Below are 16,684 nucleotides of genomic sequence, written 5' to 3'. Positions count from 1 at the left end.
GTGAACGGTCGTTCGATTATCGCGCGGCTGGGTCGGCCATGGCGGCCAAGAGCGCCGCGCGCAGGCCGCCGGCACGCTCGGCGCGTCGCGTGCAGGCTTGCAGCAGCGCGGGCACGCCGCCCGGGGCCACCAGCGTCAGACGCTGCCGTGCCCGCGTGATGCCGGTGTAGAGCAGCTCGCGCGTGAGCAGCGGGCTGTCGGCGAGGGCCGGCAGAGCCAGCCACACGTGGTCGAACTCCGAGCCTTGCGCCTTGTGCACGGTCAGCGCAAAAGCGGTCTGCAGGCCGTCGAGCTGGGCCGGCAGGGCCCAGCGCACCCCGGCGGGCAGCTCGGGCGCGGCGAAGGCCAGCCGCCAGCGCAGCGAGTGGCCCTCACCAGGGGGTGCATAGGGCAGCACCAGTCCCAGATCGCCGTTCATCAGACCCAAGGCTGGGGCATTGCGGGTGACCAGCACCGGCCGGCCGGCGAACCAGGCGTGCGCGCTACTCAGACGTGCGTCGAGCAGACCCGCGCGCTGCAAGGCCCGCAGCACACGTTGGTTGAGCCCCTGCACGCCCCAGGGGCCGTCGCGCAGCGCGCACAACACCTGGAAGGTGGCGTGGCGCTGCAGCACCGCGCGGGCCCACGCGTCGCGCTCGGCGGCATCGGCGTCGAAGCCACCGTCGCCGCGTGGGCCGGCGTGAATGGCCTGCAGCAGTGCCCCCCAGGCATGCACGACTTCCTCCCACAGGCTTGCCTCGTCCCAACCATCGAGGCGGGCGTTGCCACCACCGCTGTCATCGGCGGGTGGGCATAGCAGCCGTACGTCCGGCGATGGGGTTTCGGCCAGGCGGACGAGACGTTGCGCGTCGCCGTCGTTGACGGCAGCTGCCCACTGCCCGATGCCGCTGTCACCGCCAAAGCGCCGGCTGTGGCGCAGCATGACGACGGCGGCATCCAGCGCGGTGCCGTCGTCATCGCAAAACGGCGCCGGCAGAGCCTGACCGGTGGCACTGTGCAACCAGGCGGCGACGGCCGCTGGGTAGTGACCGCTGCGCGCACGCTCGCACAGCTGGGCCATGACGGCGCCGGCCTCGACGGAGGCCAGCTGATCGCGGTCGCCCAGCAGGATCAGGCGCGCGTCGGGCGGCAGCGCTTGCAGCGTCTCGTGCAACAGCTCCAGGTCCAGCATCGAGGCTTCGTCGATGACCAGGGCGTCCAGCCACAGCGGGTGGTCGGCGTCGTGGCGCACGCGGCCAATGGCGCCGTGGCGGCCGATGAGTCGGTGCACCGTGGTGGCATGGGTGGGCAGGCTGGCGCGCAGCGTGCCGTGTTGCGCGGTCGGCAGCGGCAGCGCGCACCACGGCAAGTGCGCCAGCGCCCCAGCCACCGACTGCGCCAGGCGTGCAGCGGCCTTGCCGGTGGGGGCGGCCAGCCCGATGCGCCAGGGCGGTGCGCCGTCAGCCAAGCGCAAGCCTTGCAGCACGGCGAGCAGCCGCACGACGGTGGTGGTTTTGCCGGTGCCGGGGCCGCCCGTGATGACGGCCAAGCGCTGGCGTGTGGCCAGGGCCACGGCCAGGGCTTGCCAGTCGGGGCCCGCAGGTGTGTCGGCGTTCGGCGCAAAGAGCGCGTCGAGCCATGGGCGCAGCCGCCGGGCCGCCGCCGTCGGGTCGGTGTCGGCCCCGGGGGCAAGCAGACGCTGGGCCAGTGCCCGCGCCACCGCTTGCTCACTGTACCAGTGGCGCCACAGGTACAGGCGCGCGCCGTCGCGCACCAAGGGGGTGGGGTTGGTACCGTTGCCGATGATGTCGCCATGGTCCAGTCTTGTCGGGCAGTCCGCGAGCTGTTGCATCAGCCAGCGCCGGCATGGGCCTGCGGTGGGTGCCGTCTGCAGCGGCAGGCAGACGTGTCCGTCGGCCACGTGGCGGCTCAGGCACGCGGCGGCGATGGGGACCCAGGGCGGTGCACTCGGGGCCTGGGCGGCGATCCAATGCGCAAAGGCGACGTCGGCAGGACGCAGCTCGCCGCTGGCCAGACCGCGCTGGAGCCAGGCGGCCATGACGCTATTGTGCGCCGTGACCCCTTCCTCGGGGGCGTTTGCCGTCGGCAACAGGCTCATGCAGCGGCCTCCATGGGAGCGAGCAGGGCGTCGAGCCGCTCGATCAGCGCAACCGGGGCGGGCAGGGCCCAGGCGCCGCGGCTGGCGTGGCCCAGGCCGCGCCAGAACACCACCAAGGCGCCGCCCAGGTGCCGCGCGGGATCGTAGGCGATCAGGCGTTGGCGCAGCAGCCGATGCAGCGCCAGCAGGTACAGCACGGCTTGCAGATCGTAGCGGTGGGCCGCCACGGCGGCATCCAGGGCCGCGGGCGCGTAGGCGTCGTCGTCGGCACCGAGCCGGTTCGATTTGTGGTCGAGCACGTAGTAGCGGCCTTCGTGTTCGACCACGAGGTCGATGTAGCCCTTCAGCAGCCCATTGAGGCTGACGTCGCGCACCGGCGCGCGCGGCGCCTTCAGCGGCACGGCCTCATGCAGCAGCGCGTCGATTCGGCGTGCCGGCACAGTGGCCACGCCGAGCCAGAATTCCATTTCGGCTTGCGTGCGGCCGACGGCGTGCAGGGCAGCGGGGGCGGCGCCCGGCCATGGCAGCGGGGTGGTGATGATGGCCTGCATCCAAGCGGCCAAGGTGGCGGCGCGCTGCGCATCGTTGGCCCAGGGCTCACCGCTGGCGCGCAGCGCCGCCGCAGCGACATCGGCCAGCGCTGGGCCCTGCCGGGGCGCGAAGCCGTGGTGGGCGCAGTGCTGCAAGGCGGCATGCAGTGCGCTGCCGGCTGCCGCACCCGCCGGCCAAGCGTGCCACGCTGCGGCTGGTGCGCCGTCGGCGCCGAGGCCGAGCGGCGCCGGCGCGGCTTGATCGCGGCCGCCGTCGGTGGCGCGCCACTCGGCCAGCCAGGCGTCGGTCGGGGCTTCTTCGGGGTCGTCGGCAGGCACCGGGGCGACGCCGGCAGCGGCTGCAGCCGGCGCGTCGGGTTCGGCCAACAGCGCACTGTAGCTGGCCGTCCACCAGCGGGTTTGCTCGCGTCGAGGGGCGTAGCAGGCGCTGCCGGTGGCGGCACGCGCGGCACCAGTCGGCGGGCGCCAGCGCAGCGTCGTCTCACCGTCGGCCATGGTGTCGACGACGATGTCGCGCGGCCGCCGGGCGGCCAAGGCCTGCAGCGCTGCTTGCAGCGCAGCGTCGTCGGCTGTGTCCGGCAGGCCGAGCAGGTACCCCAGCGCGCTGCGTCCCAGCCGGTCGGTGGCGGCCGTGCCCAGCCACAGGGCATGGCGCGCCCGCGTCACTGCCACATAGAACCGGCGCAGCTCTTCGGCCAAGCGCTCCTCGTCGGCCCGGGCCAGCGCCGTCCACCATTGCGGTCCTTCGTCGTTCAGGGTCACGTGCGCGGCGCCATTCTCGTCGTGCCACAGCAGTGTGGTCGGATCTTTGCCGTTTTTGCTGTCGATCACCCGGGCTACCATCGCAAAAGGATAGAACACCACCGGGTATTCGAGTCCCTTGGACTTGTGAACGGTGACCACACGCACCCGTTCCCGTTCGTCGTCCAGGCGCAGCAGGGGGTTGCTGAGCTCGTCGGTGCTGGGCGGGGCATCGGTGGCGACTGCGCGCGCCCGATGCAGGTAACGCAGCAGCGCTTGCGGCCCGCTGAGCCGGGCCGCGGCCTGTTGCAGCAGCTCGGCCAGATGCAACAGATTGGTCAGGCGGCGGTGGCCGTCGTGCGCTGCGCCGCTGGTATCCAACAAGCGGTGCGCCACGTCGAAGTCGTGCAGCAGAGCGCGTACCACCGGCAGCACGCCGCGCTCGTGCAGCCAGCGATGGTAGCGCTCGAAGCGCTCCAGCGTCGTTTCCCAGCGCACCTCGTCGTGTACCCAGGCGTGCAGTTCGCCAGGGCTCAGGTTCAGACACGGGTCGGCCAACGCGGCGCGCACCGCGCCGGTGTCGCGCGGGTGTACGCAGGCGTGCAGCCAGCGCTGCAGCGTGGCGGCCTCGTCACTGGCGTAAACCGATTCGCGCTCGGACAGGTAGACGCTGGCCACGCCGCATGCGTCGAGCGCGGCTTGCACGGCGGCGGCTTCGTCGCGGGTGTTGACGAGGACGGTGATGTCACCTGGGCGCAGCGGTTGCCACTGATCGTGGGCAGGGTCGTAGAAGCCACGGCGGTCGGCGTCGGCCTCGGTCAGCCAGCGTGTCAGTGTCTGGGCGCACGCGGCGGCCACGGCAGCGCGCAAGCGCTCCTGGTTCCAGCAGGCGCCGTCGGTCGGCAGTACGTGTGCCAGCGTCAGCGCCGGCAGTGGCGCAGCATGGCGGCCGGCTTGCCAGCGTTCGCTGCGCCCCTGGGCGCGCGCAGGCTCGAACGGCACCGGATTGTCGGCATGGTGGCGAAAGCGAAACGCCCCCATGGGCTGGCGGGCCTCGGCCAGTCCGAACAGGGTGTTGACCGCCTGCACCATGGCGTCGCTGGAGCGCCAATTGGTGCCCAGCCGCCACAGCCGTCCCGCGCAGGCGCGCCGCGCCTGCAAATAGCTGTGGATGTCGGCCTGGCGAAAGGCGTAAATGGCTTGTTTGGGGTCCCCGATCAAGATCAAGGCGCGGTCGGCGTCGGTGCCGTGCAGGCCGTAGATGCGGTCGAGGATGCGCAGCTGCACCGGGTCGGTGTCCTGGAATTCATCGACGAGGGCGACCGGCTGCTGTGTGCGCAGCCGCTGCGCCAGCTCAGCGCCACCGGGGGCGTCGAGCGCGTCGGCCAGGCGCCGCAGCAGGCCGTCGTAGTCGGTGGCGTCGCGTTCGGCCAGCAGGGCATCCAGCCGCTGCTGGACCCATACTGCGGCGTGCCGCAAGAGCCACCCGTGTGGGCTGGGCAGGTGGGCCAGGGCTTGCCCCAAGGCGGGCACGGTGTCCCACAGATCGAGAGCGCGCCAGGCGGCAGGCAGATCGGGCGTGCGGTCACGAAAATCGGCGGTGAAGCGCTGGGCGCCGGTTTTCAGGTCGGGCGGTCGGTGGTCGTCGGTGTCGGCCCAATCGCGCAGGGTTTGCAGCCAGCGCCGCACGTCGGCGGATTTGCCCAATGCCTTGGGTGCGCCGTGCTGGTCGAGCACGGCCAACGCGGCCTCGGCGCTGGTGCGCGCACGTGCCTTCCAGGGTGCCAGCGCGGTTTGGCGGGCCTGCTCGGCCTGCTGCAGCACCTGTGGCAGTGTCTGCCCGGCCAAGCCCGGCCACTGGGCGGCCCAACGCTCGGCGTGGCGCAGTACGGGGGTGAGCGCTTGCGCCAGCGCGTCGGCGTGGGGCCACACCGCAGCGACACTGGCGGCCAGGGCCGGCGGCAGCCCAGCGTAGTGCACGCGCCACAGGTCGTCGATGGCCTGCTCCTGCAGAGCGCGGGTGTCGGTGAGCAGCTCAAGCGTGAATGGCATGCCGCTGGCGAACGCGGCCTCGCGCAGGGTACGCAGCGCCCAGCCGTGCAGGGTGCTGATGGCGGCTTCGTCCATGCCGTCGGCGGCCAAGCGCAGGCGCCGCGCCAGGTGCGGCCACGTGTGCGGGGGATAGAGCGCGCGCAAGTCGGCCAGCGCTTGCAGCTCGGGCGGCCATGTGGTGCAGCTGGCGTCGGCGGCAAAGACATGGGCGGCTTGCGCCAAGCGTTGGCCGATGCGCAGCTTGAGCTCTTGCGTGGCGGCGTCGGTGAAGGTGACGACCCGAATCTGGGGCGGCAGCAGCGGCGGCAGCGCGGTATCCGCCCCCGGGTGCGGCCCCAGCACCAGTCGCACGTACAGCATGGCGATGGTCCAGGTTTTGCCGGCGCCGGCGCTGGCTTCGATGAGCTGGCTGCCGCGCAAGGGGAAGCTGGTAACGCACAGATCGTTCATGGCTCGCTGGTGTTGGCGATGTCGGTCAGTGCCACCGACGGCGGCAAGGCCGAGCCGAGGGCAGCGTACAAGGGGCCGTAGAGCCTTGCGGCCCATTGGCCCAGTGCGCTGTCGGCGGCCTGCGCACGCGGGCCGGCCAGGTCGGCAAAGTTGGGAAAACAGCGGCGCAGCAGGGCGTCGCGGTCGCGCCGCCCGGGCCGGTGCGGGCTGCCCTCGTAGCGCGCGCATGCGGCGTCCCAGGCGGCTTCGGCGCTTCGGCTGCGCTTGTGCTGCTGGTCGAACCAGGCCAGGGCGCACGCCGGCTCAAATGGGATCGGCTGGTGCATGCCCTGCCACCACAGGTCGATGATCGCCTGCCAGGCTGCCTGCGCGGTGTGGGTTTCCAGCGGTTGCAGCACGGCGCAGCCGCGGGGCGACAGCACCCAGGTGTACAGCGGGCCGCCCGCCAGGTGGTGGGCCAGGTGCGTCACCCAGGCCGACAGCGCCTGGTCGAGCCGCCACGGTGGCCGCTGCCCCTGAGCGCCGGCTTCACCGTCGAGCAGTGTGTGCCCCTGCCACAGCAAGCGGTGGCGGTGGCCAGCGGCGTCGCGCCGCACCTCGCCAACCAGGTCCGCCACGTGCAGCGGCATGCGCGGGTCGTCGCAGCGCCAGTCGAGCCGATCGCGCTGCGCGGTGCGGCCATCGAGCTGCTGCCAGTAAGCGGCAGCACGCTGCCAGGCGAGCCGGGCGGATTCGTCCCACGCGCCGGCCTGCGCCTCACCCCAAGTGCCCAGCGGCCACTGTCCGCTGGCTGCCGCATGGCGCCAGACGCGTTGGGCGGCTGCCAGGGCCTCGTCCACCGGCTGGCCACGGCGCGCCGCTCGCACCACGGCACGCAGCCATTGCTCGTTGAGGCGCCAACGCTGCCGTTCGTCGGGGGCAGCGAGGTCGCGCTCCTCCAGGGTCTCGTCGTGCTCGTACCAGCGCACGTCCAGGCGCTGCTCGTACAGGGTGCGCACCGGGTAGCGCAAAAAACGCTGTAGCGCCGACAGCGACTGCGGCTGCTCGGGCTGCCAGGGGGGGAGGGTAGCCGCGCTAGGGCTGGACGGTGCGGGACGCGGCGCCCATTCGTGGGCGTAGCTGAATGTCCACTGGTCGTGGCGCGGCGCTTGCTGCGGATGAGGGCGCGGCGGAAAGTAGGCGGGGTCGAAGGGGTGCAGGCGGTGCTCGAACGTGAGGGCGCGCAGCAGCGCCGCCCCGTCGGCCTGCGCCAGGCGCCAGCCAGCGGCGACGTGTTCGCGCAGCTGCGCCACCAGCACGCATGGCGCGCGCGCGCTGCCATCGTGCGCGCTGCGCCCGATCCACGAGATGGACAGATGCTCGCGCGCCGACAGCAGCGCCTCCAAAAAGAGGTACAGGTCTTCGTGGCGTGCCAGTCGGTCACCCACGCGCGGGTGGCGCGCCATCAGGTCGAAATCGTCGGTGGTGGGGCGGCGCGGATAGGCGCCGTCGTGCATGCCCAGCAGGTAGACGTGGCGAAAGGGGACGGCGCGCATGGGCAGCAAGGTGGCGATGGTGACGCCGCCGCGCCAATACCCCTGCGCGGCGCCGCGTGCTGTGCCGAGGCGGGCCAGCCAGGCGTCGGCCACGGCGGCCAGTGGCATCGGCTCGCTGCCGGCCGTCTGTGCGTCTGCCGCCCAGGCGTCCAGTGCTTGGCGCAGGCGTTGCAGCCAGTGCCACTCGGCCGCATCGGCCTGCGCATCCGCGCACAGGCAGTCATCCAGCAGGCCGTGTAGGCGCTGAACCCAGACCCGGACGGGCGCGGGATGGCTGAGGGCTTGACGGTGCCGCTGCAGGGTCTGCAGCAGGGCCTGCAGGCGCTCGATCAGCGTCGCCGCCATCGGGCTGACGCCGGGGGTGGGCGGGGCGTCGCGCCACCCTGCCTCGTGCGGCCCCATCGCCATGCCCAGCCACAGCCGGCGCACGCCGTCGGTCCAGGTCAGCGTGTCGTCGGTCGCGGCGGCGGCCCCGAGCGCACAGCGATGTTGGCCATCAAGCCCCCAGCGCACGCCGCTGTCGGCCAGCCAGCGCCGCAGCAGCGCCAAGTCATCGGGCCCGAACCCGAAGCGGCGCGCCAACGCGGGTACCTGCAGCCAGTCGAGCACGGTGTTGACGCCGAGGCGCTGCCGCGGCAGGTCCAGCAGGTCGCGCAACAAGGCCAGCCGCTGGGCGCTGGCAGCGTCGTCGGCGTCGGCGATACCATAGGGTACGAAGCGCGGGTCGTCGGCACCCAAGCGCCCGAAGACGGCATGGATCAAGGGGGCATAGGCGCCGACATCGGGCGCCATCACCACGATGTCGCGCGGGTGCAAGCTCGGGTCACGGTGCAGCGCCGCCACGATCTGGTCGTGCAGTACCTCGACCTCGCGCAGCGCGGTGTGGCAGACGTGAAACCGCAGCGAAGCGTCGTGTACAGGATCCACGGGCGCCCATTGGGTTTGCGTTTCGGCCAGGGTGCGGTTGTGTAGCACGTCGTCTTGCAACTGGCGCAGCAGGGTGGTCGGGCCGCCGGTGCGGTGGCCGTCATCATCGCAGTCGAACAGGTCGATACGCTGGCCCAGGGCACGCAGCGCGGCATCGAAGGCATCGCGCAGCGGGCGCTCGTCGTATTGCTGCAGCCAGGCGATGAAGTCACGGCCCTGCCGTCCCCAGGCGGCCAGCAGTGGGTGGCCAAGTGCTTCGGCGCCCAGTGACGCTTCCATCCGCGCAGCGCCGAGGCGCTGCGCGCGCTCGCGCCAGTGGCGCTCGGCGCGTTCCAGCCACAGCCGCTCAGGGATCAGGTCGGCCCAGTAGGCGCGACAGGGGTTGAGCACGCACACCAAAACCTGGGTCCAGCGTGCAGCCAGCGCCAAGGCCTCGAGGGTGGTGGGCGGCAGGGCAGCCAGCCCGAAGACCGTCAGGCGTCGCGGCCAGCCCGGCGGCGCCGTTTGGGCGGTGCGCATGGCGTGCACGAAGGCCGCATGGATGTCGATCCGGCTGGGCAGCGTTGGGGGTGCTTCGGCCTGCGCATGGACGGGTTGGGCGGCTGAGCTCCAGTCGGCCAGCACGCGCTGCCACAGCGCGGCCTGCCAGCGGTCGGCAGCCGCCAATGCCGTCTGTCGACCATCGGGGCCACGCAGCACCGGCGCGCCGCCTGCCCAGTCGCGCAGCCAATCGCTGCGGTAAACCTGATACTGGTCGTAGAGGTCGGCCAGTCGGCGTGCCAGCTGGTAGCGCCGCCGGCCGTCCGGGTCGTCGCGCAAATAGCGCTGCAGCGGCGCATAGACGGGGTCGGTGAGCGTGGGCAACAGGCGCCACAGGCGCCACGTCAGCGGTCCTTCGTCCAGCGGTGCGCACTCGCCCACCACGTCGGATCCCAACACACTGCGGTAGGCGCGCCACAGCCACTGCGCCGGCAGCAGCATTTCCAGCCCGGCTGCAATGCCTTCGTCTTGGAGGGCTTGGGTCTGCTTGACCCAAAGGCCGACGGCCTGCGAGGGCACGATCCAGGTTTCCGCCGCCAGTGGCGGCTGTGGCCAGCGCCGTATCCAGGTCAGCGCCAGCGCCAGCAGCGCCTCGGCCCGGTGGCCGTGCACCACCATCAGGCCGGGGCGTTGGCCATCTGCCATCTCGGTTCCCTGCATGGTGCCGATTATGCGGTGTCGGCCCGATGGCCTGTGGGCGGCCCGCGGCACGACGGCCGATGGGCGCGCCCACACCGAGGTACATCGGCCCGTGCCATTGGCCGGTGCGGCGCGGTATGCTATGCACGTGAGCAAGGCCTTCATCCAAGAACGCGACACCGACGACGAAGACGACGAGCTGCCGCAGCAGCGGGTGCCGGTGGGCGCCAAGAACTACATGACGCCGGCGGGGTACGCGCGCTTGCGTGCCGAGCTGATGCACCTCATCGACGAGGAGCGGCCACGCGTGGTCGAGACGGTGGCGTGGGCCGCCAGCAATGGCGACCGCTCGGAAAACGGCGACTATCTGTACGGCAAGAAGCGGCTGCGTGAAATCGACCGCCGTATCCGCTTCCTGACCAAGCGGCTGGAACGCGCCGAGGTGGTCGATCCCAGCGTACACCACGGCAAGGATCAGGTTTTTTTCGGCGCCACGGTGACCTACGCGCGCGCCGATGGCAGCGAAGAGACGGTGACCATACTCGGCATCGACGAGGCCGACAGCAGCCGCGGACAGATCAGCTGGATTTCGCCGGTGGCGCAGGCGCTGCTGAAGGCGCGCGTCGGCGACGAGGTGCGCTTGGTTACACCAGCCGGCGTGCAGACCTTGGATATCTTGGCGGTGCACTACCCGGCACCAGGGGCGATGGCAGGCGGCTGAGGCAGCGCGCCGCCCACGCTGGTCAAGCGCTGCCGCCGTCTGCGCTGGCGCGCGCTGGCCGGATGCGCTGCGCCCGCACCACGGAGGGTGTGCGGCGCAGTTGTCGCAGCACCTGCGCCAGGTGCACGCGGTCGCGCACCGCGACCGTGAAGCGCAGCTCGGTGGTGGCTTGGGCGGCTTCTTCGCCCATCTGGATGTGCGTGATATCGGCTTCGGCGGTGGCGATGGCCGCCGCCACCCGTGCCAGCACCCCCTTGCCATTGATCACCGTGACGGCAACGCTCGATTCGAATGGACGGGTCAATTCTTCGGCCCACTCGACTTCCAAAAAGCGTTCCCGGTCACGGTGGAGCAAGCGCTGCACCACCGGGCAGTCGGCGGTGTGTACCGCCAGCCCTTCGCCGCGCCCCAGGTAGCCGACGATGCGGTCACCCGGGATGGGGCGGCAGCACGAGGCATAGACGACGGAGGCGCCTTCGCTGCCGTCCAGCGTCACCACGCCTTGGCTGGGTTGGTCTTCGGTCGGAGCACCGAAGCGCGCCTGACTGATCAGCAGCACGTCGGGGCGAGTGCCGGCTTCGGCCAGCAGGGCCGCCAGCTTCTTGGCCACCATGCCGGCGATGCGCCGCCCCAGCCCGATGTCGCTGAGCAGCTCCTCGCGGCTGCGGTTGCCGGTGAAGCGCAGTAGCTTGTCCCACACCGCGCGGCCGGCCTCGTCGTCGCCCGGCAGGGCGGCGATACCCTCGCCGCGCAGGGCCTGCAGCAGCAGCCGCTGCCCCAGCGCGCGCGACTCTTCCGTCGCCAGGGTCTTGAGGAAGTGACGGATTTTGGAGCGCGCACGCCCCGTCTTGACGAACCCCAGCCAGGCCGGGTTGGGCCGTGCGTGCGGCGACGTGATGATTTCCACCACATCGCCATTGTGCAGCTCGGTGCGCAGTGGCACCTGCTCGCCGTTGACGGTGGCGCCGATGGCGTGGTGGCCGATGTCGCTGTGGATGGCATACGCGAAGTCCACTGCGGTGGCACCGCGTGGCAGGGCCAGGATCTTGCTTTTCGGCGTGAACACGTACACCGAGTCGGGGAACAGATCGATGCGCACGTGGTCCCAAAATTCGCCGGAATCCTTGGTTTCTTGCTGGATATCGAGCAGCGACTGCAGCCACTGCACATTGAGCGCCTGCGCCGAGGCGTCAGTGGTGGCGCCGCTCTTGTAGAGCCAGTGCGCGGCGATGCCGGACTCGGCGACCACGTCCATCGACGGGGTGCGCAATTGAAACTCGATCGGCGTGCCAAACGGACCCACCAGGGTGGTGTGCAGCGACTGGTAGCCGTTGATTTTGGGAATGGCGATGTAGTCGCGAAATTTCCCGGGCAGGGGCTTGTAGAGCTGGTGCAGCACCCCCATCGCGGTGTAGCAGTCGAGCACCTGCGGGACGATGACGCGAAAGCCGTAGATGTCGGTGACCTGTGCGAACGACAGGTGCTTGCTCGCCATCTTGCGGTAAATGGAGTACAGGGTCTTTTCGCGGCCGGTGATGCGCACCTGCAGTCCACTGTGTGCGAAAGCGGCCTCGATTTCACCTTGCACACGTGCGATCAGGTCTTTGCGGCGCGCGCGCGAGCGCGCCAAGGCCTTGGACAGCGCTTGATAGCGCCACGGGTGCAGGTGGCGAAAGGCCAGGTCCTGTAATTCGCGGTAAAAATTGTTCAGGCCCAGCCGGTGCGCGATCGGGGCGTAGATCTCGAGCGTTTCGCGCGCGATGCGGCTCCATTTGTGCCGCGGCATGTCCCCCATGGTGCGCATATTGTGCATGCGGTCGGCCAGCTTGATAAGGATGACGCGCACGTCGCGCGCCATGGCCAGCAGCATTTTGCGAAACGACTCGGCCTGGCTTTCCTCGCGGCTGTCGAAGGCCAGTTTGTCGAGCTTGGTCAAGCCATCGACCAGCTCGGCCACCGCGCTGCCGAAGCGCTCGGTCAGCTGCGCTTTGGTGACGCCGCAGTCCTCCAGCACATCGTGCAGCAGCGCGGCGCACAGGGCTTGGGCGTCGAGCTTCCATTCGGTGCACATCTGCGCGACCGCGATCGGATGGGTGATGTAGGGGTCGCCGTTTTTGCGCAGTTGACCCAGATGCGCCGCGTCGGCAAAACGGTACGCCTGGCGCACCGTCTCCACCTCGTGCGCGTTCAGATACCCCAGGCGGGACTCGAGCGCAGAGAAGCTCGCGGCCGCCGCACCGTTGGCGGCCGCCGGCAACGGCCCTTGCGGTGTGCTGCTGCACGCCTTGGGAGCCAGGGGCGGGACGGTATCGACACTCACCCCGCTAATGTAAACAAAAAAGCGCCCCTTGGGCGCTTTTTTGCATAAAGGTCTGACGCTGCGCTCAGACCGGCACTTTGCGCAGCATTTCCAAGCCCACCAGGCCTGCGGCCACTTCACGCAAGGCCGTCACCGCCGGCTTGTTGCGGCTTTCGATCTTCGGTGCATGCCCTTGGTTGAGCATGCGCGCGCGATAGGTCGCCACCAACACGAGCTGGAAGCGGTTCGGAATCTTCTCCAGGCAATCCTCGACGGTGATGCGGGCCATGGCAAACCTCAAAGCGGAGTGGCGGGTGCAGGCGGCGGCGCGATGCGCAGCGCCGAGAAAACGTCGGCGCGCTGGCGCCGCTGCGGCGCGACGCGCAAGCGCTGCGAGTGCGTAATGGTTTTCAGATCGAACAGCGCGCGCTCGAACACTTCGTTGATTATAACGTAGTCGAATTGATCGACGTGCGCCATCTCACGCGCGGCGTTGCGCAGTCGCAGCTCGATGACCTCGGCGCTGTCCTCGCCGCGCCGTTGCAAGCGCCGTCGCAGCTCGTCCCAACTCGGCGGCAGGATGAAGATCAGCACCGCGTTGGCAAACTGGCGCCGGATCTGCAGCGCGCCCTGGTAGTCGATTTCGAGCACGATGTCGGCACCAGCGGCGATCTTGTCCTCGATGGCCTTGCGCGAGGTGCCATAGCGGCGGCCATGCACCTCGGCCCACTCGACGAAGGCGTCGGCCGCGATCATGCGGTCGAACTCTTCGTCGCTGACGAAAAAATACTCGCGACCATGCACTTCCTGTCCGCGCGGCGCACGCGTGGTGTGCGACACCGACAATTCCATGCGCGCGTCCACTTCCAGCAAGGCTTTGACCAGGCTCGACTTGCCGGTGCCGCTGGGCGCGGCGACGACGAACAGATTGCCAGGGTAGTCCATGGGGTTCATTCCAGGTTCTGGACCTGCTCGCGCATTTGCTCGATCAGGACCTTCATGTCCAGGGCAATACGGGTCAACTCCAGGCTGGTGGCCTTGGACCCCAGAGTATTGGCTTCGCGGTGCAGCTCCTGGATCAGAAAGTCGAGCCGTTTGCCGACTTCACCGCCACGCTCCAGCAGGGCGTCGATTTCACTGAGGTGTGAGTCCAGGCGGCTGAGCTCTTCGGCCACGTCGATGCGCACCGCATAGGCCGTGGCCTCGGCCAGCGCGCGCTCCTGCAACACGCTGGCGTCGACGGGTGTGAGGCCCACCGCTTCGGTAAAACGCTGTACGAAGCGCTCGCGCTGCTGTGCAACCGCCTGCGGCACCAGTGGCTCAGCCTGCGCCGCCAAGGTGCGCAGGCCATGCAGCCGCTCGCGCAGCATGGCCGCCAAGCGCTGCCCTTCGCGCGCCCGCGCGGCGTTGAAGTCCTGCAGTACCCGCTCGGTCAGGGACAGCAGCGCCGCCGTATAGTCGCCGCCGGGGGCCGGGGCGCGTTGAACCAGCTGCAGCACGTCGGCCACCGAGAGCGCACGCGCCTGCGGCAGCCACGCTTGTACCTGTTCCTGTACGCGCAGCAATTGCTGCAGTTCGGCCTGACTGGGGGCCCGCACGCCCGCGTCGCTCCGACGTTCCACCCAGGCACGTAGTTCGACCTTGCCACGCCGCACGTGAGCCGCAACGCGCTCGCGCAGTGCCGGCTCGGCGGCGCGCAGCTCCTCGGCCAAGCGCAGTGTCAAGTCCAAAAAGCGTCCGTTGACGGCGCGCATTTCGACCCCCAGCAGGGCCGTTGGGCCGAGGGGAGCGGGACGGTCTGGGGTGGGCTCGTCCGCGGGACCGTGTGCGGTCGCGTAGCCCGTCATGCTGTACACTGGCATCGACATTCAGGAGAGGGCGACCCTGCGGACGAACCCCGTGCTTGGGGCGTGGGGTGAGCTCATGCATGGATTATGTCAAAGACCAAGCCGGCCCCCTTGCCGCCCGATACCGTCATTGGCGGCTACCGGATCGTGCGCCTGCTGGCCACCGGGGGATTTGGGCTGGTGTACTTGGCGCTGGACGCCAGCGGGCAGGAAGTCGCCATCAAGGAGTATTTACCGGCGGCTCTGGCCACCCGCGCCACGGGTGAACTGCTGCCCCAAGTCGCGCCCGACAAACAGGCCCTATACCGCCTTGGGTTGCGCAGCTTTTTCGAAGAAGGGCGGGCACTGGCCCAGATCGCCCATCCGGCGGTGGTGGGTGTGCACAATTTTTTCCGCGAAAACGACACCGTCTATATGGTGATGGACTATCTGCGCGGGGCATCGCTGCAGGAGTTCATCGTCGCAGCGCGCGGACGGCAGGGCAAAAAAGTCCTGCGCGAGGGCACCATCCGCTCGCTGTTCGATGAGGTGTTGCGCGGCCTGCGCATCGTGCACCAGCACAAAATGCTGCACCTGGACATCAAGCCAGCCAACATCTTCATCACCGACGACAACCGTGCCGTGCTGATCGACTTTGGCGCCGCACGCGAAGTGCTCAACACCGAGGGCACCTTCGTGCGCCCGATGTACACGCCGGGCTTTGCCGCCCCGGAAATGTACCGACGCAGCGCTGCCAGCGCTGGTTTGGGGCCGTGGACCGATATTTACGCCATCGGTGCCTGCATGCTGTCGTGCATGCAGGGCTTCCCACCCCACGATGCGCTGCAGCGACAAGAAAAAGACCGACTGGCGCAGGCGCTGACCCGCTTGCGCGGCGTGTACTCCGAGGACTTGCTGCGCATCGTCGAGTGGTGTATGGCGCTGGACCCTTTGTCGCGCCCGCAGTCGGTGTTTGCACTGCAGCGCGATCTGGCGCACGAGGCCACGCCTGCCCTGCCGGCGCCATCATCGCGGTGGACGCGCTTGCGCGCGCGTCTTGCCTTGTTTGGCTGGGGGCGGGCCGCCCGCATCGCCTCAGGCAACGGCCGCTGAGCGTTCCCGTTTTTCGGCAGCTGCCATCAGGGGCGCGTACCCAACGTCGGTCGGCTCTGCGGCCAGGGTGGAAGGCCACGCATCGAAGCCCGCGCTGTGCCGTGTACGAAAAGAGGTGCGCCGTATCCTCGGCGCATTGCGTCGTGGCGGCTGCGTTGTTCACCCAACCCGTTCAGGCCAATCCGGGTGGGTGCAAGGCGTGTGAAATCGAGCGTACCATTGCGACCATCGACGATGCCATTGGCCGCGGGCACCGTGGTGAGCCACCGGCTGCGACGGGCGCGACGTTGGTTGCACCGCGCGGCGCCACTCTCGAGTGATGCGTGGGTGGCCCCCCAAGCGCCGCACGTGGCCCCGTGTCGCACGGGTTGGATTCGTGCCATGGCGTCGTTGCCCCGTTCGCCCGCCAAATTGTCCATCCATGACGCCAACATCCCTCTGTCCCCCCGCCTCTGCTGCTACCCGCCACGACGGGCGCGCCCCCGATGAACTGCGGCCCGTTCGCATCACGCGCGGCTACACCGTCCACGCCGAAGGCTCGGTGCTGATCGAGTTCGGCCGCACGCGCGTGCTCTGCACGGCCTCGATCGAGGAGCGGGTGCCGCCACACCGCAAGGGCAGCGGCGGCGGCTGGGTCACCGCCGAGTACGGTATGCTGCCGCGCGCTACCCACACGCGCAGCGAGCGTGAAGCGGCGCGCGGCAAGCAAAGCGGGCGCACGCAAGAAATTCAGCGCCTCATCGGGCGCGCGTTGCGCGCCGTGTTCGACCTCGATGCCCTGGGCGAGCGTACCCTCACCCTGGACTGCGACGTGCTGCAGGCCGACGGCGGCACCCGCACGGCCGCCATCACCGGTGCCTGGGTGGCCGCCCATGACGCCGTGCAGACCCTGCTGGCCGAGGGCAAGTTGGCCGCCTCGCCCATCCACGCGCCGGTGGCGGCGGTGTCGGTGGGCATCGTCGATGGCCGTCCGGTGCTCGATTTGGACTACGTCGAGGACGCTGCCTGCGCCACCGACATGAACGTGGTGATGACCGGGGCGGGTCACTTCGTCGAGGTACAGGGTACCGCCGAAGGGGCGCCGTTTACGCGCGCCGAGCTCGACGCGCTGCTCGGCTTGGCCGAGCGCGGCATCGCGCAGCTCATCGCGTTGCAGCGCGCCGCCTTGGCCGGCGCCCAAGTGGGGTGAGCA

Annotated in this window: 10 protein-coding genes; 3 read left to right on the top strand and 7 right to left on the bottom strand. The window is 69.9% G+C overall.

Translation table 11 applies throughout. From position 1 onward, the window contains the following. Nucleotides 1–16: 16 nt before the first annotated feature. The 3 genes from recD to recC are packed head-to-tail and all read right to left on the bottom strand — an operon-like array spanning nucleotide 17 to nucleotide 9,554. The gene (recD, locus tag Tchar_RS06640; protein ID WP_144328278.1) at nucleotides 17–2,098 is read right to left on the bottom strand and encodes an exodeoxyribonuclease V subunit alpha; all 2,082 of its coding nucleotides are present in this window, start codon (nucleotides 2,096–2,098) and stop codon (nucleotides 17–19) included. Then, nucleotides 2,095–5,892, bottom strand: a complete 3,798-nt coding sequence (gene recB / locus Tchar_RS06635; RefSeq protein WP_161595468.1) for an exodeoxyribonuclease V subunit beta — start codon at nucleotides 5,890–5,892, stop codon at nucleotides 2,095–2,097. Before recB ends, recD begins: the two co-directional genes overlap by 4 nt. Beyond that, complete coding sequence (gene recC / locus Tchar_RS06630) at nucleotides 5,889–9,554, bottom strand: exodeoxyribonuclease V subunit gamma (protein WP_161595467.1); 3,666 nt, start codon at nucleotides 9,552–9,554, stop codon at nucleotides 5,889–5,891. Before recC ends, recB begins: the two co-directional genes overlap by 4 nt. 127 nt (nucleotides 9,555–9,681) lie before the next feature. Between recC and greB the strand changes: the two genes are divergently transcribed. Further along, nucleotides 9,682–10,254: a transcription elongation factor GreB gene (greB, locus tag Tchar_RS06625; RefSeq protein ID WP_144328275.1), complete on the top strand. Its 573-nt coding sequence runs from the start codon at nucleotides 9,682–9,684 to the stop codon at nucleotides 10,252–10,254. A 22-nt stretch (nucleotides 10,255–10,276) separates the two neighbouring features. On the opposite strand, the gene Tchar_RS06620 is transcribed toward greB, so the two are convergent. The 4 genes from Tchar_RS06620 to Tchar_RS06605 form a co-directional block, all read right to left on the bottom strand. Beyond that, a complete protein-coding gene (locus tag Tchar_RS06620; protein ID WP_408033540.1) occupies nucleotides 10,277–12,574 on the bottom strand; it encodes a RelA/SpoT family protein in 2,298 nt (765 codons plus the stop codon). A 64-nt stretch (nucleotides 12,575–12,638) separates the two neighbouring features. Next, entirely contained in the window at nucleotides 12,639–12,842 is a 204-nt protein-coding gene (gene rpoZ, locus Tchar_RS06615; RefSeq protein ID WP_144328274.1) for a DNA-directed RNA polymerase subunit omega, read from the bottom strand. Between the two features lie 8 nt (nucleotides 12,843–12,850). Continuing rightward, on the bottom strand, nucleotides 12,851–13,498 hold the full coding sequence (gene gmk / locus Tchar_RS06610; protein WP_144328273.1) for a guanylate kinase: 648 nt from the start codon (nucleotides 13,496–13,498) through the stop codon (nucleotides 12,851–12,853). Nucleotides 13,499–13,503: 5 nt separating this feature from the next. Further along, nucleotides 13,504–14,415, bottom strand: coding sequence for a YicC/YloC family endoribonuclease (locus tag Tchar_RS06605; protein ID WP_144328272.1), 912 nt, complete (start codon nucleotides 14,413–14,415; stop codon nucleotides 13,504–13,506). A 72-nt stretch (nucleotides 14,416–14,487) separates the two neighbouring features. On the opposite strand from Tchar_RS06605, the gene Tchar_RS06600 reads away from it, so the two are divergent. Then, nucleotides 14,488–15,492 (top strand): serine/threonine-protein kinase, encoded by a 1,005-nt coding sequence (locus tag Tchar_RS06600; protein WP_144328271.1) that lies wholly within the window; start codon nucleotides 14,488–14,490, stop codon nucleotides 15,490–15,492. 421 nt (nucleotides 15,493–15,913) lie between these two features. Continuing rightward, complete coding sequence (gene rph / locus Tchar_RS06595; RefSeq protein WP_144328270.1) at nucleotides 15,914–16,681, top strand: ribonuclease PH; 768 nt, start codon at nucleotides 15,914–15,916, stop codon at nucleotides 16,679–16,681. The last annotated feature ends 3 nt before the right edge of the window (nucleotides 16,682–16,684 follow it).

Source organism: Tepidimonas charontis (assembly GCF_007556685.1).
Classification (GTDB): Bacteria; Pseudomonadota; Gammaproteobacteria; order Burkholderiales; family Burkholderiaceae_C; genus Tepidimonas; species Tepidimonas charontis.
The sequence above is the reverse complement of the archived record's forward strand: the minus strand, read 5'-3'. Positions and strand labels throughout refer to the sequence as shown.

Excerpts from the sequence above, each read along its gene's own strand:
- recD (WP_144328278.1), bottom strand. The coding sequence starts at position 2,098 with ATGAGCCTGTTGCCGACGGCAAACGCCCCCGAGGAAGGGGTCACGGCG.
- recB (WP_161595468.1), bottom strand. The coding sequence starts at position 5,892 with ATGAACGATCTGTGCGTTACCAGCTTCCCCTTGCGCGGCAGCCAGCTC.
- recC (WP_161595467.1), bottom strand. The coding sequence starts at position 9,554 with ATGCAGGGAACCGAGATGGCAGATGGCCAACGCCCCGGCCTGATGGTG.
- rpoZ (WP_144328274.1), bottom strand. The coding sequence starts at position 12,842 with ATGGCCCGCATCACCGTCGAGGATTGCCTGGAGAAGATTCCGAACCGC.
- gmk (WP_144328273.1), bottom strand. The coding sequence starts at position 13,498 with ATGGACTACCCTGGCAATCTGTTCGTCGTCGCCGCGCCCAGCGGCACC.
- Tchar_RS06605 (WP_144328272.1), bottom strand. The coding sequence starts at position 14,415 with ATGCCAGTGTACAGCATGACGGGCTACGCGACCGCACACGGTCCCGCG.
- Tchar_RS06600 (WP_144328271.1), top strand. The coding sequence starts at position 14,488 with ATGTCAAAGACCAAGCCGGCCCCCTTGCCGCCCGATACCGTCATTGGC.
- rph (WP_144328270.1), top strand. The coding sequence starts at position 15,914 with ATGACGCCAACATCCCTCTGTCCCCCCGCCTCTGCTGCTACCCGCCAC.